The sequence below is a fragment of the Bacteroidota bacterium genome, assembly GCA_018698135.1.
GTDB lineage: Bacteria > Bacteroidota > Bacteroidia > CAILMK01 > JAAYUY01 > JABINZ01.
This window is the reverse complement of the sequence record JABINZ010000098.1, coordinates 24,069-44,572: the sequence shown is the minus strand read 5'-3', so window position 1 is coordinate 44,572 and position 20,504 is coordinate 24,069. Positions and strand designations below refer to the sequence as shown.

Sequence of the window (20,504 nt, the reverse complement as noted above, 5' to 3'; positions counted from 1 at the left end):
AATTAAAACTGATGAAAACATATAAAATATCCTTACTCTTTCTCATTTCAATTTTTATTTTGTCGAGCATTTCCTGTGAAAAAGAAAGCACACCCGGCATACTTGAAGTTTTTGTCAAAGCAGATGGACAAAGGACAGCGAATGTGACAGTAAAATTGTATCGTAGCGAAGCAGGTAGAACAGCAGATAGCTTATTTATGTCAGAGGTAACACCTTCTGCAAATTTTGAAACCATTGGAGCAAAATTTCCAAATCTGACTTCACAAACATACTATATGAAGGTTAATTTTTCTAATGGATTGAGTTCATTCGAAGGTAGCGGACAGTATTACGTACCTCTAAATGAAACGACTACCTATGAAATTGTATGTACTAAAAAGCCAACCGGCAACCTGAAGGTTTTTATACGAAAAGATCTTCCTAGCGGAGTTTATATGGGTGGAATAACTGTAGACCTCTACACAAGCAAAGCAGATCAGGATGCTGCTACAAATCCTTTGCAGTCGAGTAATACATCCAGCATTAATCCAAATATAGATGGTGCTGTTTTCGACTACTTACCTTTTGCACGCTATTACCTGCGCTCCAATTTTGTTTCGGGTAGTAACGATTATGAAGGAAAAGGCGACTTGTTGGTTCCTATCAATACAACTACTTCCTTTCACTTGGTTTGTACTCAAATATAATCGATCGTTTTAATACTACATGAGATCGATAATATTGTATTTACATTAATTGAATTACTGTCTTAAACTGAAATAAGTCTTGTGATTCTTTGAGTTTTTGTGTCTTAGTGACTATTTTTATTATGTTTTATGCCACAATGACTCTAAGACTCGATTCCTTCTTGCTACAGGCAGGAATTTACCAAGCATATCAGGAAAAAGTGGAAAAGCAGTATTTCATTTTTCGAACTCACGTTTAATTATGCTGATAAGATAAACTTCAGATGTACTTTTTGTAGATGAAATCATTGTACATAAATAGCGCTCTTTCCATCCAAAAAGCTTTGCTAAATTTGTAGCAACAAAAAAATCATTTTCATGGACCAACAAATCAATTGGAGTACAATTAAAAAGTATCAGGAAATCCTTTTCACATTTCATGAAGGTATTGCTAAAATCAGTATCAACAGACCTGAAAAACACAATGCATTTACGCCACTTACCGTTAGTGAAATGATTGATGCCATGCACATTTGCCGAACTGATCCCAAAATAGATGTAATCATTTTAACGGGTGAAGGAGGCAAAGCATTTTGTAGTGGAGGCGATCAATCAATTCGTGGACATGGAGGTTATATATCAGACGAAGGAACACCTCATTTGAATGTGCTCGATCTTCAGAAAATGATTCGTTCTATTCCAAAAGCTGTGATTGCCATGGTAGCTGGCTGGTCAATTGGAGGAGGCCATGTGTTGCATATTATGTGCGACTTAACCATTGCCGCTGAAAATGCTAAATTTGGACAAACAGGACCGAAGGTTGGAAGTTTTGATGGAGGTTTTGGCGCCTCTTATTTAGCGCGTATTGTAGGCCAGAAAAAAGCACGTGAAATTTGGTTTTTATGTGATCAATATGATGCACATGAAGCTAAAGATATGGGATTGGTCAATAAAGTTGTTCCACTAGTTTCGCTTGAAGAAACAACTGTTCAATGGTGTAAAAAGATTCAACAGAAAAGTCCTTTGGCTATTCGGGCATTAAAATCAGCTTTTAATGCAGACCTCGATGGACAAGCTGGCATACAGGAATTAGCAGGAAACGCGACTTTGCTTTACTATTTATCAGATGAAGCCAAAGAAGGGAAAAATGCTTTTCTTGAAAAAAGAGATCCTGATTTTAGTAAGTTTCCAAAGTTTCCTTAGTGTGTATTTTAGTCGTAGGCTGACTATAAGTCTTGCTACAACCGAATTTTACTAACACTTACTGTCTGAAGTCTGTTGCAAGACATTGCAGCTTAGGAACTACATACTTGATTGCAAAAATAATTTTCTTTCGTTTCTCACTCTATCTGTAGTCTGTTGTGAGGCATTGCAGCTTGGGGACTACAGACTTGAATGCATAAAAGTTTCCTTTAGTTTCATTTTCACTCAATACCTCAGCTTACTTCACTAATTTTCTTCATTTTTACATAACTTTGAGAGGACTAATGCCTCTTGATTATGCTTGAAAATATTTCAAATGAGAAGGTTTTCTTTTTAGATATTGAAACCGTGCCTCAATACAATGGATATGAAAATCTTCCTGAAAATTCTAAAAAATTTTGGGATCATAAAGCTGAATTCATCAAAACAAAAGATCTGGATCAAAGTCCGGAAGAAATATATCAACGGGCTGGAATTTATGCTGAATTTGGTAAAATTATTTGCATTTCAGTTGGATTGTTTTCTTTCAAAAATGGCAAGCTTCAATTTAGGGTTAAATCCTTTTATGGTGATGATGAAAAAGAAATTCTTCAAAGCTTTAATCAGTTAATGTCGACCTATTTTAATATCAAAAGCAACTATTTATGTGCGCACAATGGAAAAGAATTTGACTTTCCATATATTTCAAGGCGATTAATTATTAATGGCTTAACACTTCCAGAAGCATTGGATATACAGGGGAAAAAACCTTGGGAAACTGAGCATTTACTAGACACAATGCATTTGTGGCGATTTGGCGATTATAAAAGCTATACCGGGCTCAATCTGTTGTGCAATATCATGGATATTCCTACGCCCAAAGACGACATTGAAGGCAAGGATGTGTGGCAAGTATATTGGAAAGAAAAGAATATCAAAAGAATTGTAAACTATTGCGAAAAAGATGTAGTCGCTATCGCTCGTCTGTTTCAACGATTTAAAGGGATAGCCTTACTGAAAGAGGAAGATATTGAAATAATTGATTCATAGCAGGTGAATTTTAATACAATGAAGAAAGTTGTTATACTAAGTGGAGCCGGAATAAGTGCCGAAAGCGGTATTCAAACATATCGCGACAGTGATGGTTTGTGGAACCAATATGATTTCATGGAATTAGCCTCCCCACAAGGGTGGGCAAAACACCCAGAAGTAGTGCTTGATTTTTATACAGCACAAAGAAAAATAGTTCGTATAGCAAAACCAAACGATGCACACACTTATCTAAAAAAACTGGAAGAAAAATTCGATGTTACCGTAATTACTCAAAATGTAGATGATTTACACGAAAAGGCTGGTTCATCGAATATCGTGCATTTGCATGGTGAAATAATGAAGGCAAAAAGTGTACATGACGATAACTTGGTTTATGATTTAGGAGATAAAGACATAAAAATGGGCGATTTATGTGAACAAGGATACCAACTTCGTCCACATGTTGTGTGGTATGGCGAAATGGTTCCTATGATTTCCGAAGCTGCCCGAATTGCTTCTTCAGCAGACATTTTTATAATCATAGGCACTGCATTAACAGTTTACCCCGCAGCCAGTTTAATTGGCAGTGTTCCACAAGAAGCTCAAAAATATATTATCGATAAAGACATCCCAAAAATATCCTCATATCCCAATCTGCATTTTATTGAGAAACCTGCAACTGAAGGTGTGAAAGAATTAGTTTTAGAATTATTAAACGAAGTATAATGCAGCAAGCTCCCCAAAAGAGATGGATTCCAAAAGAAATTCCAAATCGGGAAATCATACAAAAATTATCTACCGACCTACATGTGAATGAAGTATTATCCACGCTGATAGCTCAAAGAGGAATCGATTCTTTTGAAGAGGCAAAGAAATATTTTAACCCAACAGTCGAAAATTTACATGATCCTTTTTTAATGAAGGACATGGATAATGCCATTGAAAGAATCCACAAAGCTATTGTTGATCAGGAAAATATAATGATCTACGGAGATTATGATGTAGACGGAACCACATCGGTGGCTTTGCTTTATCGCTATTTTTCAAATTTTTCAGATCATTTGCAATATTATGTTCCAAACCGTTTTTCTGAAGGATATGGGGTATCACACCTAGGTGTTGAAAAGGCTATTGAAACAAAAGCAAGTTTGATAATTGCTATTGACTGTGGTATTAAGGATAATAGGGAAATACAATTTGCGAAAGACAATGGCATTGATTTTATTGTTTGCGATCATCATACGCCCGGTGTTGATATTCCCAATGCATTAGCCATTTTAAATCCCAAACAAATCGATTGCAGTTATCCATACAAAGAATTGTCGGGTTGTGGAATTGGCTATAAACTTATTCAAGCCTATTCAAGCCAATCGGCCTCAAGTGTTGATCCACTTGATTTAATAGATTTAGTAGCAGTGAGCATCGCTTCAGATATCGTACCTATAGTTGATGAAAACAGAGTTCTGGCTTATTTGGGACTTCGTAAATTCAACAAAAATCCCTTGCCAGTTTTTAAAATTATGTTGGAAAATCTCGATCTAAAAAAAGAGTTAAATATTACCGATTTAGTTTTTATAATTGGCCCACGACTAAATGCATCAGGTCGTTTATCTCATGCCTCCAATACTGTGGACCTTCTTATTAAAGATGATGCTGATGAGATTAGAAAAATTGCTGGTGAAATAAATGAAATAAATTTACAAAGAAGGGAACTTGATCAGGAAATAGTTGAAAATGCGCTCAAAATAATTGACAATGATGAGGAACTCAAAAAGCGCAAAACTACTGTATTATGGGACGCTGGATGGCATAAAGGAGTCATTGGCATTGTTGCTTCCCGATTGATTGAAACCTATTACAGACCTACTATTCTGTTAACTGAATCGGAAGGTGTTTTGGTGGGTTCAGCACGATCTGTGTTTGGATTCGATCTTTATCAGGCAATTAGTCAATGTTCTGAATATTTAGACCGTTTTGGAGGACATCAATTTGCAGCAGGATTAAGCATGAAAAAAGAAAACTTTGAAGCTTTTAGCAAAAAATTCGAAGAAGTTGTTTCTTCCACCATACTGGAAGAATGCTTAACACCTTCCATCCTTTATGATATTGAAATGCCCTTGGAATTTGTTAATATGAAAATTATTAATACTATTGACCGTTTAGGTCCTTTTGGCCCTTCCAACATGAAACCTCGTTTTGTAAGCAAAGGATTGAAGTTAGCTGAAACAGCCAGAGTAGTTGGCAAAGATCATCTTAAACTAGCCATTCAATCCGATAAAAAACTAACGTTCAATGCCATTGCATTTAAGCAAGCTTATCAGCTAGAAGCACTGAATAACGGCAAAGCATTTGATATATGCTACACGCTAGAGATTAATGAATGGAATTCATATAAAAATGTTCAACTCAACATCAAGGATATTAAAGTCTCCAGTTAATTTTATTATCTTTAATTTCATTAAAAGAACCCATTATGCAGCTTCAAGCCGAAGGACTTGTTAAAATATATAGAAGACGAAAGGTTGTTAACCATGTCAATATTGAAATCAACAGAGGTGAAATTGTAGGATTACTTGGGCCGAATGGTGCCGGAAAAACAACTACTTTTTATATGATGGTCGGATTGGTTAGCCCATATGCTGGAAATGTATATCTAAACAATGAAAACATCACCAAGCTCCCTATGTATAAGCGTGGGCAAATGGGAATCAGTTATTTGGCTCAGGAAGCATCCATTTTCAGAAAATTAAGCGTTGAGGATAATATCAAAGCTGTGTTGGAAATGTCGAAAATGACAAAAAAAGAGCAGAACTATAAACTGGATAGTTTGTTGGAAGAATTTGGCTTACAAAAAGTACGTAAATCCAGAGGCGATTTGCTTTCGGGAGGTGAACGAAGAAGAACAGAAATAGCCAGAGCTCTAGCCATTGAACCAAACTTTTTTTTGCTGGATGAACCCTTTGCCGGAGTAGATCCCAAAGCGGTTGAAGATATCCAATCAATTGTAGCGCATCTTAAACATAAAAATATTGGCATTTTAATTACCGATCACAATGTACAAGAAACGCTTTCAATCATCGACCGTGCATACCTTATGTTTGAAGGAAAAATTCTTAAATCAGGAACTGCCGAAGAATTAGCCAGAGATGAACAGGTCAGAATGGTTTATCTAGGCCAAAATTTTGAACTTAAAAGGAAAGTATTTGATTGATAAAACAAGTTAAACCTAATTCAAACAATGATAAGAACAGAAAAACTAATCGCATTTTTGTTAGGAATCTTCATTCCCTTTTTACTAACGGCATATACTGGAGAGGTGCATTCAAGCTTTAAAACACCTGGTAATTTCCCAACAGGACTTACGTTTGATGGAACCAATATTTGGATTGCAGATCGTGGAACGGATCAACTCTATCAACTAAACAGAGAAACAGGACAAATTATCCGTAAAATATCAAGTCCCGGATACTGGCCTGAAGGACTCGCATGGGATGGTCAATATTTATGGAATGTTGATATCAAAGGAGGATTGCCATTGGCTGAAAATTACGATGGGAGTATTTATAAAATAAATCCAGATGATGGAATGATATTGCATACGATAAAGTCTCCAACTAATTCTCCTCGCGGACTTTGCTGGGATGGTAAGTTTTTGTGGTGTGTTGATAGTCAAAAAGATCAGATAATACAGTTTGATCCAAACGATGGAACGACTATAAAGTCATTCAAATCTCCTGCCTCTGATCCGAGAGGAATTACTTTTGATGGCAAGTATCTTTGGGTAAGCGATCGTGTTTCCAACCAACTATATATGGTAGATCCAAAAACCGGATGGGTATTAATTGTTGCCGATGCTCCGGGTGAATTCACTGTTGATTTGTGTTTCGATGGAAAATTTATATGGGCGGCAGATCATGAGAAAAAAGAAATATTTAAACTAAAAATCAATGATGGGGTAAATTTCAGTCGCACAAAACCCGTGAGAGCTAAAATTACCTACACCCATCAAACAACTAATTTTGGGCCCGGAAAAGTAAAGGAGCTAAACATTCATTTGGCTTTGCCTAAAAACAGAGACAATCAAATTATTGAGCAGGACTTTGAATATACAAGCTCACCCACCACCATAGTCACTGATAAGTGGGGACAAAACACCGCAAGGTTTTTATACATGAATTTGGCCGCAGGTCAAAACAGAACAATATCCTTGATCACTCGAGCCTCTATTTTTGATGTCAGGTATTATATTTATCCGGAAAATGTTGGTTCAATGAGCAGCATTCCAAAAGAGATAAAGAGCCTTTATTTAAAAGATGATATCAAATACCAGATTAATCATCCCCTCATTAAGTCGGCATTAAATGAGGCAATTGGAGATGAAAAAAATCCCTATTGGATTACACGTAAAATCTATCAATATTTGATGACAAAGCTATATTATGAGATGGTTGGTGGCTGGAATACAGCTCCTACTGTTCTAGAACGAGGCAATGGAAGTTGTTCCGAATATACTTTTGTTTACATTTCTATGTGCCGCGCAGCAGGAATACCTGCCCGCTATGTGGGTTCTGTTGTTATTCGAGGAGATATGAATGCCATGGATGATGTTTTTCATCGTTGGGTAGAAGTGTATTTACCAAATTATGGTTGGATACCTGTTGACCCTAGTGGCGGAGATAGTGATTCACCACAACATCAGGCAAACTATTTTGGCCATTTAAACAATCGCTATTTGGTAACCACCGAAAGTGGTGGTGGATCGGAGACTTTGGACTGGACTTATAATTCTCACCAATTTTGGTCGACTTTGCCAAAAACATTGGTTGTTTTCGAAAATTATGCAGATTGGGAAGCCATCTTAACAAAATAAATTTTTCTATTTATCCAGATCATTCAATTGCTATTCATATCAGAGTGCTGAGTATCTGATATTGCATTACCATCATTTTATTTATTATGAGAAAAATAAGTACGCATAACTTGAAATTTTTGTTGTTAATTCCATTATCAATCATCATTATGAGTTGTTCAAAGCAGGAAACAGTTACCATTAAGATTTTTGAAACCAGCGATGTTCATGGGGCAATTTTCCCTTATGACTTCAATACAGACAAAGAAGTTGATCATTCGCTAGCTCAATTAATGACCTATATAAAGCAAGAAAGAGCTAATAAAGAACAGGAAGTAATCCTGCTTGATAATGGTGATATTCTTCAAGGTCAGCCCATCGTTTATTACTCCAATTTTGTAAAAACAAAACAAGAGCATATTTGTGCTAAAGTAATGAATTACATGGGCTATGATGCGGCTACGGTTGGCAATCACGATATTGAAGCCGGACATGATGTATATGACAAACTAGTTCATGAATTTGATTTTCCATGGATGGCAGCCAATGCCATGAAAGAAGATGGGACAACTTACTTTCAGCCCTATCACATAATCAAACGCAAAGGATTTAAAATTGCCATTTTAAGTTTAATAACACCAGCTATTCCAAATTGGTTGCCCGAGCAAATATGGTCTGGGATGGAGTATTCAGATATGTTGGAATCTGCTAGCGATTGGATGGAAATACTTCAAAAAAATGAGAAACCGGATTTGATTATTGGACTGTTTCATTCAGGATTGGATTACACCAATAATAATCAAGATGAGCACACCTATAAAAATGAAAATGCAGTTGAACTGGTGGCTCAGAAAGTAGCTGGTTTTGATATCATATTTGCAGGACATGATCATCAAGCAGTAAATAAGTTTATTGAAGGACCAAATAAAAAGAGCGTTTTGATACTTGATCCAGATAATTCAGCAAAATTCATGGCAGAAGCAACTATTGTTTTCACGTATAATGAAGATTCAAAAGAATATGAAAAAGAAATATCGGGTAATTTAATTGCCAGCAATAACTTTATAGCCGACTCGGCTTTCATGGCCACATTTCAATCGGATTTCGAGGAAGTTAAATCTTTTGTTTCGACTAAAATTGGGATATTTAGCAAAAGCATTGACAGCAAAGAATCCTTTTTTGGTCCAGCTGCCTTTACCGATCTGATTCATAAAATTCAACTTGAAATAACAAATGCGGATATTTCATTTACAGCACCATTGTCTTACAATAGTGTTATTGATTCAGGAGAAATTTACATCAGAGACATGTTCAGGCTATACAAATACGAAAACTTGCTTTATACCATGTCGCTTAGTGGACAGGAAATTAAAGATGCTTTAGAATATGCTTATGGTTTGCGATTCGATGTAATGAAAAAAAGGAAAGATCATTTGATGCTTTTTGAAGATAAAGAGAATGAAAAACTACGACTGAAAAATGCATTCTACAATTTTGAAAGTGCAGCTGGAATTCAATATACTGTAGATGTAACCAAAGAAATTGGTCATCGCGTTCAAATTCTTTCACTTACAGATAAGCGAATATTTGATCCCACTGAAACCTATCAAGTAGCAATCAACTCCTACAGAGGACAAGGTGGTGGTGGGCACTTGACTATTGGATCTGGAATACAAAAAGATTCGCTGGCTGATCGAATTCTTACATCTACCGAAGTAGATTTACGCTATTTGGTCATGAAATGGATTGAAGAAAATAGTCCGGTAAATCCAGAAACCTTAAACAATTGGAAAGTTATTCCTGAAAAATATGGGGAAGCTGGAAAAAAATTAGACTGGGATATTTTATTCTAATTCTATAATGTGGAATTGGTTTTAATTCTTTTTTAAAGTTCATGCCCACAACCCTTGCAGAATTCCGCATTGTCATCATGCTTGTTTTCGTTGCAATTTTGACAAACATGCGTATTAACTTCAAGTTTCTTTTTCGTCATTTCGGCAGTTACGATACCTGTCGGAACAGCAATTATGGAATAACCCATTATCATAATAATGGAAGCAAGTGTTTGCCCCAGAACTGTAACTGGTGCAATATCTCCATAACCAACTGTTGTTAGTGTTACTATTGCCCAATAAATGCTTCTTGGAATACTGGTAAATCCACTTTCACTCCCTTCAATAATATACATCAAAGAGCCAAAAATGATAACCATTATTAATACAGCAGCCAAAAAAACAGCAATTTTATACAAACTACCTCTAAGAGAAATGATGAGGTATTTGGATGCTCCTAAAAAATGAACCAGCTTAAGTACTCTGAATATTCGCAAAAGTCTCAATACCCTGATAACGAGTAAATACTTATAACCAATTAAAAATAAGGAAATGTATGTTGGAAGAATGGCTAATAAATCAATAATTCCAAAAAAACTAAGGACATATTTAATTGGTTTTTTAACAGTTATAATACGCAGGATGTATTCGATAGTAAAAAGAATAGTCACTGCCCATTCAATAGCAGTTAGAAAAGGACCAATCTTAATTCGAATGCTGGGAACACTATCCAACATGACAATAAAAACACTAATAATGATAAGAATGAAAAGTGATATGTCAAAAAACTTTCCTGTTTTTGTATCTGCTTCAAAAATGATTGTGTGAAGTTTACACCTCCAGCTATCGTCTGCAAACTTTTGCGAGTTCTTCATGTATAATTTACCCTCTACTTATTTAAGAGCAATTTAAGCATAAAAATTAATTGTGACTCATTAATTAGCTAACAGCAAACAATCTGCTTGTGTTGATTGTTGTGGAATAATAATAAAACATGAAAATACAAATGGAGTAATTCTGCTTACTGAAGTTACATTTCTCCTATAAAAAACATAAAATTTGTTTAAAGTAAAATACAACATCTATATTCTCAGTCGGAATCGTTTCGCTTTTACATGATTTTTTTTCATTTGTCTGTAGGTAATTTCAAACGAAAAAAATTCATGTATATTTGATTTGTACAATGGAAAATCAACATAGCATTTTTGGCAAAATCTTGATTCAGGGTTTCATTATATTAATAATTACAACTATTACGATGCTGGTTGTCCGAATACAGATTGAAAAAAGTATGGTTTGGCAAATTGGCAATTTGGGTCTTTATAGTTTTGTGCTGATCAATCCTTTTCTGGCAATTAAATCGGAGAATTTGTCATCTTATATTACATATTCCGCAATTGTATTTGTAGCATTAATTATCGACTTATTCATTATTTGTTTGTTGCTTTCAGCTACTCACTTATCTGAACTCCATTCGCTTTTTCCTTTTTCAATTTTACCTCTAGTATGCTACCCTTTTGCTATGATATTAGGAGGAATAATCAGGAAAACAAGGAAAACGAAATCTTCTATTGAATAAGAACTTTTGTATTGCTACTTATTTCATTATTCTCAAACGAAACCAAATAAACACCTTGTGAAGGAATTGCAAAGGTTTGATAAGCAGAGTTTTCAATCCATTCTGTAAATAGCTGCTTACCTGAAACATCATAAATGCTTAACTGTCCATCGATTCTATTATTGCTTTTAAAAACTATTTCATGATGAGATGCGTATATCGAAACAACAGATTTTTCGGTTTCTGTAATAGATGTTGGATTATTGAAATCAACGGATTTAATGCTTCCTGCCTGAGCTAAATGAATCAGAAAACGCTTCTCATTATCACCAACTTCTGCCTGAAAACTATACTCTTTTTGCTGCTTAAAATCAACAATAGCACCTGTTTTAGTATCTTCCAAAATGATATCGTAACTAATCAATGCATCCTCAAAAGCATCAAGATCAAACTCCAATTTATGATGGCCCGATTGGCCTGGTTTGTAGTTTAATGGAATGATGGTATTGTTTTGAACATATCCAATCGTATTGATCGAATAATTAACTGCATCTAATTCTGTATATAGCTGAGGAACAATTTTATTGGAATGGAAAATTTTATAGGTATCAAAATCCCCATCAAACAATTCGCTTGCAGCCTCGTGTAACCTTAGCACTGTTGAATTCGTTAATGTGCCTTCAGTTACCTTAAAACGGATATAATTCCCTTTGTTAGCAGTTCTAAAAGGAACTGAGGTTTTATTAACTTTTACAGCATTGGACACGCCTATTGTTCCGCTTGAATAACCATTAGGAACAAAAACAAAAAATGCCTGTGTAGGGGGAATATAGCGTGTGCCTCCATTATTTCCAACACCTCCTACATATTCCATGTAATCACCAAGTCCTGAAAGTAAAGTGGCATCCCAAATATAAATACCATTATACACATTGGTTTTGGTCCAACCACTGGATGCATCCCAATCGATCGTACAAGGATACGGATTACCCACAAAATTATATCCATCATTTGATTTTGTTAATGCAATAGACTGGTTTCCTGTATTGTATGTCCCACTAAAACTAATCGTGGGAGAAGCTGTTTTGTAATAAATATCATAGCCCTTCATCACATCCAATTGTTCGTTGTTATAATGTGCTTGCCAACTATTGGTGTTTTCAACATATGAATAAACAGCAGCACCCCAAAATACATTGGTTGTGCTAGATGCTTTTGTTAGCGGTGACGACACATAGTGCCATCCTGCTGAGGGCATATATCTTTCTATTTTATAATTCCCAGAACCCAAAAGATTCGATGACGAGCCTGCATCAATTAAGGAGGCAATAGCTGATGAACTCGCTTTCAAGGTAAAATCGCCATTGTTTGTAAAATCGTTATATACTTTAACCAAATCACCCGCTGAAACATTTACAGCAGCTCCAGAATTTACACTTAAATTATAGAAATGCGATTCCATACCGCTAATTGTTTGTGTAGTACTCCCATTAAATACAACTGTACCTGTACTTGCTGTTGAATCCAGCAATTGCCCTGCTGTTGCATTATTAGTCCAGTCACCATCCAAATATATAGTTCCTGAAAGATTAATATCACCATGACTACTCCCTGAACTTTGATTCACATAATCAAAACCACTTATGACCAAAGAAGAGCCAGAAGTAAGGGTTAATACAGCACCATTGTTCTTCAATTGAGCTTGTGAATTCATGCTACTGAGCAAACTCACAAATATTAAGATGATAAATATTCTTTTCATAGTTCGAATCGTTTATTTGTAAATAATGTGTATTGACTCCATATATTTAATCTTTCTTTGAAACCATAAACTAGTCTTCAATACTAAAATTCAACTCAGTAATAGTAATATCAAATCTTGTCGATTGAGCATAAACAAAAACCTCCAAATAATCATTGGTTTCTAATTCCTCAGTTCCCTGAATTGAAAAACTATACTCAGAGCTTGTATTGGTTGGCGTTAATTGTGTCCAGTGAAGACGTTCAGTCCCATTTTTATAAACAGCAACTTTTACTTTATTACCTGATGCTGCCACTTTCAAGCTACCTGATACTGTATATGATGATTTTAAATCTTTTGTTCCAGTATATCTAAGCCTGTTGCTAACACCATTTGTATCAAACAATTCACCACTGGAAGAGTAATTTACTCCTTCTGCTTTATAATAAGTATTATGCGTTACAATACTGGTAGCCGTAGTATTTCCATGAATTTCTAATTCTCCTGAAGGCTTACTATCAGGCAATTCGGTATTTCCAAAGAAAAACCAGAAAGCATAGCTGGTAGATACGCCATTAATGTAAGTACCATCACCTACAAAAAAGTTATTTACAATTTTTGCATCTGATATAGTTGCAGAAAAAGCTGCGATATCAAGACCAATTGATGGCGAATCAATATCAAAATAATTCCCGGAAATCATGATAACATGAAAAGTACCCGAAGGAATAGTATAAAGACTGCCTGTGTTTTCTTCATGAACGTTTTGGACGTAAAAAACATGCTCTAGGTCACCTTTTAATTCTAGCCCATTTGAACAACTCACAATTAAATTTCTATCAACTACAAGCATTTCTCCTCCATCAAACACTCCTAAATCTTTACAACCACCAAAAATATTGTCAACCAATTGAACCTTGTTTGTAGAACCTGTTACATTAAACACTTTACTTCCAGCAATTGGAGCATATATAAATACAGTTCTTATTGTAAAATCCTGATTGCTCCCACTAATCATATTACTACTTCCTGTATAAACCAATTTGTCATTCGATTTATCAATACCATAAATAGTATTAGATACACCCATAATAATTCTATTACTACCAATATTTACAGTTCCATTTATTTCATATGAAATATTATCTTCTAGTATAATTTCGCCACTTACAGGGGATGGGAAATCCGCAAGTGATTTTACTAACACATGATTACTTCTTTCGCTAACAGATTTGCTGGAAATATAATCCCAATTAGGAGTTGAACTTGAACTTGTATTAAAATAAAAACCTTCACCATCTCCTGAAGCATCAGTTTGATAAACCATTAATCCTTGGGCAGCCCCTCCATATAAATTGCCAGAACCATCCAATAATCCACCTGCCTGACTGGAAAGAGTACGTTGAGCATATGTTATTCTTGGAATTAATAATCCTTTTCCTTGTCCAGTTGAGGGGCTGACGATATCTAATATTGCATTTGAATTAGGTGTTGCTCCAGTTGTACTTATTCCAATATTCTGGCTGGAGGTGATCTGGAATCCAGCTAGTAATATAGCTGCTAGTAGTATTATTCCTTTCAAATTTTTCATAACATTCACCATTATCTTTTTATTCAATCCTTTCATAGCGAAAATACTTTTTTGGGAATAGCTAATGCAAATATTTCGTACTACGCCCTGTATGACAATAACATACACTAAGCATTACTTTTGCATAAGAACATAGCTAATCCTCAATACTCATATTTAATTCCGTTAGTGTAATATTAAATGGTGTTGATTGAGCATAAACATAAACTTCCAGATAGTCGTTTGTTTCCAAAGTTCTGTTGCCATTAATGGAAAAGTTAAATTCACCAGTGGTATTTGATGGTGTTATTTGTGCCCAACCTATGCGGGTGCTTCCATTTTTATAAACAGCAATTTTTACTTTATTGCCGGAACTGGCTACTTTTATGCTTCCAGTTACAGAGTATGATGCCTTCATATCTTTTACCCCTTTATATCGCAATCGATTATGAACACCATTGGTATCGAATAATTCGCCACTAGAAGTATAATTAGCGCCAGATGCTTTATAATAGGTATTATGCGAAGCAATACTAGTAGCCGTTGTATTGCCATGAATCTCTAACGTACCAAAGGGTTCACTATCTGGTAATTCGGTATTTCCATAGAAAAACCAGGATGCATATGCAGAGGATACTCCAGTTAAATATGTTCCTGATCCTGTGAAAAAATTATGCGTAATTTTAGCATCAGCCACACTAGCAGATGCAGCGGTAATATTCAATCCGGTTAAACCAGTATTTACACTAAAATAATTATTCGTTATTTGAACAACTTCAAAAGATCCAGATGGAAATCTTATGGCTGTTCCTGCCAAATTGGATTCATACATATTGCTAACAAAAAAAACTTTGTTTAAAGTTCCTTTAAATTCAAAACCTTCACTACAGGCAATGGTCAGGTTCAGATTAATGACAAGACAATCTCCACCATTAAAATCTCCCAAATCTTTACAACCATAAAAAATATTATCCATTAATTGAATTTTATATGTTGAGCCAGTAACATCAAAAACCTGACTTCCCGTTGTTGGGGCATATAGCATTATTGTTCGAATAGTAAAGTCCTGATTCACAGAAGTTATCATACTACCTGTTCCCGTATAAACAAGTTTATCATCCGATTTATCAATTCCATGAATGACATTGGAAACGCCCATAACAAGCCGGGTGCTTCCCAAACTTACGGTTCCATTTATTTCGTATGTTACATTATCTGCTAAGGTTATAACTCCGCTAACAGCATCAGGAAAATCCGATACTGACTTAACAATTACATGATTATTCCGTTCAGTAACTGAATTATTTGAAATATAAACCCAATTGGGGGTGGACGTAGCACTTGTATTGTAATAAAATCCTTCTCCATCACCCGAACCATCCGTTTGATAAATCATTAAACCTTGTGCTGCCCCACCATGCAAATTACTGGAACCATCTAATAGTCCACCAGCCTGACCGGCCGTAGTCCTTTGTGCATAGGTGATTCTGGGAATAAGCAATCCTTTTCCTTGTCCTGTTGCAGGAGAACTTATATCTAATAAGGCATTTGAATTGGGTGTGGCAGCTGTGGTACTAATACCAACATTTTGTGCTTCAGCAGTTTGGCTGAACAGAAAAAAAAGACAAAAGAGTAGTATTAAACCATTTACAGTTTTCATTTCTTACGAGATTTAGTGGATTAATACTGAATTCTACAGCTAAAATAAGATTTGGCAAGGAGGCTTTGCAAATGTTTTTTCAGCATAATACCCTAAGCTACTGAGAGCCAATTGAATCGAATCTTTAAATATTTTCATATCATTATTTATTGATATGTAAATCCAGTGCTGGCTTCATTCTTGCCGAATTCGGGTATGCGATTTTTTGTGATGTTAGCTTTAAATACATGTATTATATACGGATGTTTTGCACAGAATAATCTGAGAAATTTCACAGCTGTACAAATAGACAAAGTTGTATACCTTCATTGGACTTTTGAAAAAGGTTTTGTTTGTACGGGAACAACTATTGAACGAAGCCATACGGATCTGAATTTTAACAAGATAGGTCAAATCGAAGGCATTTGCGGAAGTTTTAACGAACCAATTGAATTTAGTTTTACCGATAGCTTACCCCTACCCAATCAATTAAATCACTACAGATTAAAGCTTGGCAGCAGTGGTTACTCCAATACGATTACAGTTCTTTTCATTAATTTTAACGAGGATGGTTATTCAATCTCACCTCATCCTATAGGTGATGTTTCTACCATATTTATTGAAAACAAGGCTAATGAAAAACTGGTATTGATTGTTTACGATCTTAATGGCCAAAGGGTGAAAAAAATTGAAACCAATACCAACAGCATTATTATTCGAAAAGAAGATTTCAAAAGTGGTCATTACCTGTTTCAACTTTGTTTTGAAAATCAGAAATGCCTGAAAGGTCGTTTTATTGTCTTGTAAAATCTCAACCTAATTCAAATATTTCATACATTCGCTCCCTGATTCAATTCAATAAATTCTAAGTTCTATAATGACTGACCAATTAACTGTTTATTTCAATGGCGAATTCATGCCGGAGTATGAGGTGAAAATTTCTCCCAACGACAGAGGATTTGTATTTGGTGATGGTTCGTATGAAGTATTTCGCTCTTACAAAGGCAAGCTCTTTTATGCCGATGAACATATAGTTCGCTTAAAATACAGTTTGTCGCAGTTGCGGATAGAAATGAATAATGTAGAGCGAATTATTCCTACTGTTCAACAACTAATTGAAAAAAACAATTTAGGCGAAAAAGAAGCCACTATTTACCTTCAAGTTAGCCGTGGTGTTTTCAAACGCATGCATGCATTTCCGGATGAAAAAGTGGATCCAACAGTTTTTATCAGAGCTCGGGAATTTACTCCCTATTCTGAGGAATTGTTTCAAAAAGGAGTGAAAGTAATTACGATGGAGGATTTCCGCTGGACCCGCTGTGATATCAAATCCACGGCCTTACTTTCTAATATTCTTTCGGCACAGCAAGCAGCTGATTGTGATGCATTTGAATCCATATTTTTAAGAGATGGATTATTAACTGAAGGCTCACATACAAATGTATTTGCTGTAATAGATGATTGTGTATATACACACCCAAAATCAAATCATATTTTATCAGGTATTAGCCGAGAAATAGTGATTGACCTTTGTCGAACTAATGATATTACAATAATCGAAAAGGCCATTACAGAAGAGCAGTTAAACAATGTAGATGAATTATTTTTAGTAGGAACTTCTACAGAAGTTATGCCTGTTGTTCAGCTCAATGAAAAAACAATAAGAGATGGCAATAGCGGTCCTTTTAGTCGAAGAATTCAACAATTATATAAAAATTATATAAGCGACTACCTCAAATAAAAAAGCCCGATGATAATTTCATCAGGCTTAATTTTTTTTGAAGAAAGTTTAAGACATTATATCTTCAATTTCAGCAATTGTCTTCGGAATTGGTTTCCCAAGAACCCGATAAGAATCAGCTGTAACGAGTATATCATCTTCAATCCGAATTCCGCCAAAATCTTTGTAGGTTTCAACTAAATCGTAATTGATAAAATCCATGAATTTCTTTTCAGCTTTCCACTGGTCAATCAATGCAGGAATAAAATAACAACCTGGTTCAATCGTAAATACAAAACCTTTCTGTAGTCTTCTACCCATTCTTAAAAAGGCTAAACCAAATTGAGAACTACGTTCAACTTCATCATCATAGCCTACGTATTTCTCACCTAAATCTTCCATATCATGTACATCCAGTCCCATCATATGACCTAAGCCATGAGGAAAAAATAAGGCGTGTGCACCTTGTGCAACTGCTTCATCAATATTGCCTTTCATCAAGCCTATATCTTTCAGACCATTGGCCAATGTTTTAGCTGCCAGCAAATGAAGATCTTTGTTAAAAACACCTGGTTTCGCCCCTTTTATAGCTTCCATATTAGCATTCAAAACTGCCTGATATACTTCTTTTTGCCTTTGATTGAACTTTCCTCCAACCGGCACAGTCCGTGTAATATCAGAAGCATAATGCATTGTTGTTTCACAACCTGCATCACAAACCATCATGCGTCCTTCTTTCAATACATTTCCATGATAATGGTTATGTAGAGTTTGTCCATCCATGCTTAAAATAACCGGAAAAGAAACGGGACCGCCTTTAGATAGAGCAATACCTTCAACCGTACCTGCAATTTCCTGTTCAACAATACCGGGCATAGCCATTTTCATGGCGGTAGTGTGCATAAGGTAAGCTGTATCGATTGCCTTTTCAATTTCGCTTACTTCTACATCTTCCTTAATTGAACGTAAAGCAACAATGGCTTTCACCAGCTCTTCAGAAAAACTCTCTTTTATTTTAGAATGGTGAATGCCTGTTAAACTTTCAAGTGTCAGGATATTATCGTAACGATAGGCTTGTGTAAAATGAATTTTTCGTCCTTGTTTTGTTGCTTCCTTAACAAAATCGTCTAATTTATCAAATGGAGCTGTGTTTTCAATACCAACTTTAACTGCACGTTCCTTTAGAGTGGGCTGAAAACCCATCCAAATGATATCATCCATATCCACATCATTGCCAAATATGTAATCCTTCCCTGAATCAATATCTAAAACACCGGCAAAGCCATCGTGATCGAGACCAAAGAAATAGAGGAAATTTGAATCCTGCCTGTAATGATATGTGTTAGCAGGATAATTCATGGAAGCTTCGCTATTCCCTAAAATGAGAATTATACCTGAACCAACAGATTCTCTTAATTTATTTCGTCTGTTTATATAAACACTACTATCAAACATTTTGTAATTTATTTAGCTATTATAAAAAATATGAAGGAACTAAGATAGGATTAATTTTTATTCATTTCAGAATAGCATTTGACTTAGTTTTGCTTTAAAAAAATGATCAGACACATCGTTTTATGGACGCTTAAAGAAGAAAAAGATGGCCAATCAAAAGTGGAGATTGCACTCAAAATGAAGGAGAGATTGAATTTACTACAAGATCAAATCTCTGTTATTAAAAATTTTGAAATTGGCATTAATGATGAAGAAGCATCCGATTACAATTATGATATTTGTTTGAATTGCTGTTTTACAAGCATAAAGGACCTGCACATTTATCAAACTCATCCTGCACATTTAGAATTTATCGAATATGTAAAAACAATCAGAATTGAGCGAGTTGCTATTGATTATCGAATCTGAACTATTTATAATCCAGATTTACTTTTTCAATGAAATTACCCTCCTTGTCAAAAACAAAACTCACAGGTGTATTTTTGATTTGCCCATCAACTAGGTATTTAGTTCCTTCGGTATTCGTTTTTTCCTTGTATTCTGAAACCTCAAAATTCTTAATCCGCATTAAATAGTCGCAAACTTTGTCGGGCATATCTTCCAGAGTCAGTGAAGTTTTACTGCAAATCCAGTTTCCATCTTTCAGGAAAGTAGCTTTCCAATGAGTCTCATCTTGCTCAAAAACAGCCAAATAATTTCCATTTTTCACTAATTCCCAATCAACTTCGGAAGCCTCAGGGTATTTCAATTTAAATTTATTAATTATTTGATTTTGGGGATCATCAATCAACAAACCAAATTCATCAAATACCAATTCATTAATTTCATCTTCTATTTCATAATAAGCTTTGTAAACAATGCGCTCGGTCATATCAATTCGTTCGTACTTGACTTCTATTGACGGATAAAAGACATAAACATAGTTTTGCATTTTTTTCGGAACACTAGCAATATCCATGGAAAATGTAGTTAAAACCCAATTTGCTGAAGCATCAAAATCAGCAAACACATCCTGATCATTCAGCTTAAACATTACGTTGAATCCTTCAGCACCATTATTGAACCACTCTACATTTGTTGCATCAGGATATTTTTCATTAAATACTCGTTCTGCATTTTTGGAAATTTTATTTCCCTGACAGGCAAATAATAGAACCAATGGTAAGACTAGCAAATTCTGAAGTTTCATAATATATTCTTTTTTGTAGTTCTCAATTCACAGAAGAAATTTATTTGAAGAATAAATTTACAAAATCCTATG

At 35.0% G+C, this 20,504-nt stretch carries 18 protein-coding genes; 12 read left to right on the top strand and 6 right to left on the bottom strand.

Annotated elements, in window-relative coordinates:
* The first annotated feature begins 11 nt into the window (after positions 1–11).
* The 8 genes from HOG71_06235 to HOG71_06200 all read left to right on the top strand — a co-directional run bounded on the left by HOG71_06235 (position 12) and on the right by HOG71_06200 (position 9,581).
* Positions 12–686 (top strand): hypothetical protein, encoded by a 675-nt coding sequence (locus HOG71_06235; protein ID MBT5990434.1) that lies wholly within the window; start codon positions 12–14, stop codon positions 684–686.
* 357 nt (positions 687–1,043) lie between these two features.
* A complete protein-coding gene (gene menB, locus HOG71_06230; GenBank protein MBT5990433.1) occupies positions 1,044–1,868 on the top strand; it encodes a 1,4-dihydroxy-2-naphthoyl-CoA synthase in 825 nt (274 codons plus the stop codon).
* Positions 1,869–2,165: 297 nt separating this feature from the next.
* Positions 2,166–2,897 (top strand): 3'-5' exonuclease, encoded by a 732-nt coding sequence (locus HOG71_06225; protein MBT5990432.1) that lies wholly within the window; start codon positions 2,166–2,168, stop codon positions 2,895–2,897.
* An 18-nt stretch (positions 2,898–2,915) separates the two neighbouring features.
* Entirely contained in the window at positions 2,916–3,605 is a 690-nt protein-coding gene (locus HOG71_06220; protein ID MBT5990431.1) for an NAD-dependent deacylase, read from the top strand.
* Positions 3,605–5,317 (top strand): single-stranded-DNA-specific exonuclease RecJ, encoded by a 1,713-nt coding sequence (gene recJ, locus HOG71_06215; GenBank protein ID MBT5990430.1) that lies wholly within the window; start codon positions 3,605–3,607, stop codon positions 5,315–5,317. Before HOG71_06220 ends, recJ begins: the two co-directional genes overlap by 1 nt.
* 35 nt (positions 5,318–5,352) lie before the next feature.
* Positions 5,353–6,090, top strand: a complete 738-nt coding sequence (gene lptB / locus HOG71_06210; GenBank protein MBT5990429.1) for an LPS export ABC transporter ATP-binding protein — start codon at positions 5,353–5,355, stop codon at positions 6,088–6,090.
* Positions 6,091–6,117: 27 nt separating this feature from the next.
* A complete protein-coding gene (locus HOG71_06205; GenBank protein MBT5990428.1) occupies positions 6,118–7,749 on the top strand; it encodes a transglutaminase in 1,632 nt (543 codons plus the stop codon).
* Between the two features lie 86 nt (positions 7,750–7,835).
* Positions 7,836–9,581: a bifunctional metallophosphatase/5'-nucleotidase gene (locus HOG71_06200; protein ID MBT5990427.1), complete on the top strand. Its 1,746-nt coding sequence runs from the start codon at positions 7,836–7,838 to the stop codon at positions 9,579–9,581.
* 32 nt (positions 9,582–9,613) lie between these two features.
* On the opposite strand, the gene HOG71_06195 is transcribed toward HOG71_06200, so the two are convergent.
* A complete protein-coding gene (locus HOG71_06195) occupies positions 9,614–10,435 on the bottom strand; it encodes an ion transporter (protein ID MBT5990426.1) in 822 nt (273 codons plus the stop codon).
* 308 nt (positions 10,436–10,743) lie between these two features.
* Here HOG71_06195 and HOG71_06190 point away from each other — a divergent pair, with 308 nt between their 5' ends.
* On the top strand, positions 10,744–11,139 hold the full coding sequence (locus HOG71_06190; GenBank protein ID MBT5990425.1) for a hypothetical protein: 396 nt from the start codon (positions 10,744–10,746) through the stop codon (positions 11,137–11,139).
* On the opposite strand, the gene HOG71_06185 is transcribed toward HOG71_06190, so the two are convergent.
* The 3 genes from HOG71_06185 to HOG71_06175 form a co-directional block, all read right to left on the bottom strand.
* Positions 11,129–12,880, bottom strand: coding sequence for a T9SS type A sorting domain-containing protein (locus HOG71_06185; GenBank protein MBT5990424.1), 1,752 nt, complete (start codon positions 12,878–12,880; stop codon positions 11,129–11,131). The two genes, HOG71_06190 and HOG71_06185, sit on opposite strands and share 11 nt — an antisense overlap.
* A gap of 70 nt (positions 12,881–12,950) precedes the next feature.
* Positions 12,951–14,450 carry a hypothetical protein gene (locus tag HOG71_06180; protein MBT5990423.1) on the bottom strand — a complete coding sequence of 500 codons (1,500 nt, stop codon included), beginning with the start codon at positions 14,448–14,450 and terminating at the stop codon, positions 12,951–12,953.
* 136 nt (positions 14,451–14,586) lie between these two features.
* The gene (locus HOG71_06175; GenBank protein ID MBT5990422.1) at positions 14,587–16,089 is read right to left on the bottom strand and encodes a hypothetical protein; all 1,503 of its coding nucleotides are present in this window, start codon (positions 16,087–16,089) and stop codon (positions 14,587–14,589) included.
* Positions 16,090–16,254: 165 nt separating this feature from the next.
* On the opposite strand from HOG71_06175, the gene HOG71_06170 reads away from it, so the two are divergent.
* Positions 16,255–16,875 carry a T9SS type A sorting domain-containing protein gene (locus HOG71_06170; GenBank protein ID MBT5990421.1) on the top strand — a complete coding sequence of 207 codons (621 nt, stop codon included), beginning with the start codon at positions 16,255–16,257 and terminating at the stop codon, positions 16,873–16,875.
* A gap of 70 nt (positions 16,876–16,945) precedes the next feature.
* Positions 16,946–17,809 (top strand): D-amino-acid transaminase, encoded by an 864-nt coding sequence (gene dat, locus HOG71_06165; GenBank protein ID MBT5990420.1) that lies wholly within the window; start codon positions 16,946–16,948, stop codon positions 17,807–17,809.
* 48 nt (positions 17,810–17,857) lie between these two features.
* On the opposite strand, the gene HOG71_06160 is transcribed toward dat, so the two are convergent.
* Entirely contained in the window at positions 17,858–19,243 is a 1,386-nt protein-coding gene (locus tag HOG71_06160) for an aminopeptidase P family protein (protein ID MBT5990419.1), read from the bottom strand.
* 102 nt (positions 19,244–19,345) lie between these two features.
* Here HOG71_06160 and HOG71_06155 point away from each other — a divergent pair, with 102 nt between their 5' ends.
* Positions 19,346–19,651, top strand: a complete 306-nt coding sequence (locus HOG71_06155) for a Dabb family protein (GenBank protein MBT5990418.1) — start codon at positions 19,346–19,348, stop codon at positions 19,649–19,651.
* 1 nt (position 19,652) lies between these two features.
* Here the strand turns inward: HOG71_06155 and HOG71_06150 are convergent, their stop codons facing one another.
* Entirely contained in the window at positions 19,653–20,432 is a 780-nt protein-coding gene (locus HOG71_06150) for a hypothetical protein (GenBank protein MBT5990417.1), read from the bottom strand.
* Positions 20,433–20,504 lie beyond the last annotated feature (72 nt).

What these genes read in the sequence shown, in the direction of transcription:
- HOG71_06235 (MBT5990434.1), top strand. Translation starts at nt 12, where the DNA reads ATGAAAACATATAAAATATCCTTACTCTTTCTCATTTCAATTTTTATT.
- menB (MBT5990433.1), top strand. Translation starts at nt 1,044, where the DNA reads ATGGACCAACAAATCAATTGGAGTACAATTAAAAAGTATCAGGAAATC.
- HOG71_06225 (MBT5990432.1), top strand. Translation starts at nt 2,166, where the DNA reads ATGCTTGAAAATATTTCAAATGAGAAGGTTTTCTTTTTAGATATTGAA.
- HOG71_06220 (MBT5990431.1), top strand. Translation starts at nt 2,916, where the DNA reads ATGAAGAAAGTTGTTATACTAAGTGGAGCCGGAATAAGTGCCGAAAGC.
- recJ (MBT5990430.1), top strand. Translation starts at nt 3,605, where the DNA reads ATGCAGCAAGCTCCCCAAAAGAGATGGATTCCAAAAGAAATTCCAAAT.
- lptB (MBT5990429.1), top strand. Translation starts at nt 5,353, where the DNA reads ATGCAGCTTCAAGCCGAAGGACTTGTTAAAATATATAGAAGACGAAAG.
- HOG71_06205 (MBT5990428.1), top strand. Translation starts at nt 6,118, where the DNA reads ATGATAAGAACAGAAAAACTAATCGCATTTTTGTTAGGAATCTTCATT.
- HOG71_06200 (MBT5990427.1), top strand. Translation starts at nt 7,836, where the DNA reads ATGAGAAAAATAAGTACGCATAACTTGAAATTTTTGTTGTTAATTCCA.
- HOG71_06195 (MBT5990426.1), bottom strand. Translation starts at nt 10,435, where the DNA reads ATGAAGAACTCGCAAAAGTTTGCAGACGATAGCTGGAGGTGTAAACTT.
- HOG71_06190 (MBT5990425.1), top strand. Translation starts at nt 10,744, where the DNA reads ATGGAAAATCAACATAGCATTTTTGGCAAAATCTTGATTCAGGGTTTC.
- HOG71_06185 (MBT5990424.1), bottom strand. Translation starts at nt 12,880, where the DNA reads ATGAAAAGAATATTTATCATCTTAATATTTGTGAGTTTGCTCAGTAGC.
- HOG71_06180 (MBT5990423.1), bottom strand. Translation starts at nt 14,450, where the DNA reads ATGAAAAATTTGAAAGGAATAATACTACTAGCAGCTATATTACTAGCT.
- HOG71_06175 (MBT5990422.1), bottom strand. Translation starts at nt 16,089, where the DNA reads ATGAAAACTGTAAATGGTTTAATACTACTCTTTTGTCTTTTTTTTCTG.
- dat (MBT5990420.1), top strand. Translation starts at nt 16,946, where the DNA reads ATGACTGACCAATTAACTGTTTATTTCAATGGCGAATTCATGCCGGAG.
- HOG71_06160 (MBT5990419.1), bottom strand. Translation starts at nt 19,243, where the DNA reads ATGTTTGATAGTAGTGTTTATATAAACAGACGAAATAAATTAAGAGAA.
- HOG71_06155 (MBT5990418.1), top strand. Translation starts at nt 19,346, where the DNA reads ATGATCAGACACATCGTTTTATGGACGCTTAAAGAAGAAAAAGATGGC.
- HOG71_06150 (MBT5990417.1), bottom strand. Translation starts at nt 20,432, where the DNA reads ATGAAACTTCAGAATTTGCTAGTCTTACCATTGGTTCTATTATTTGCC.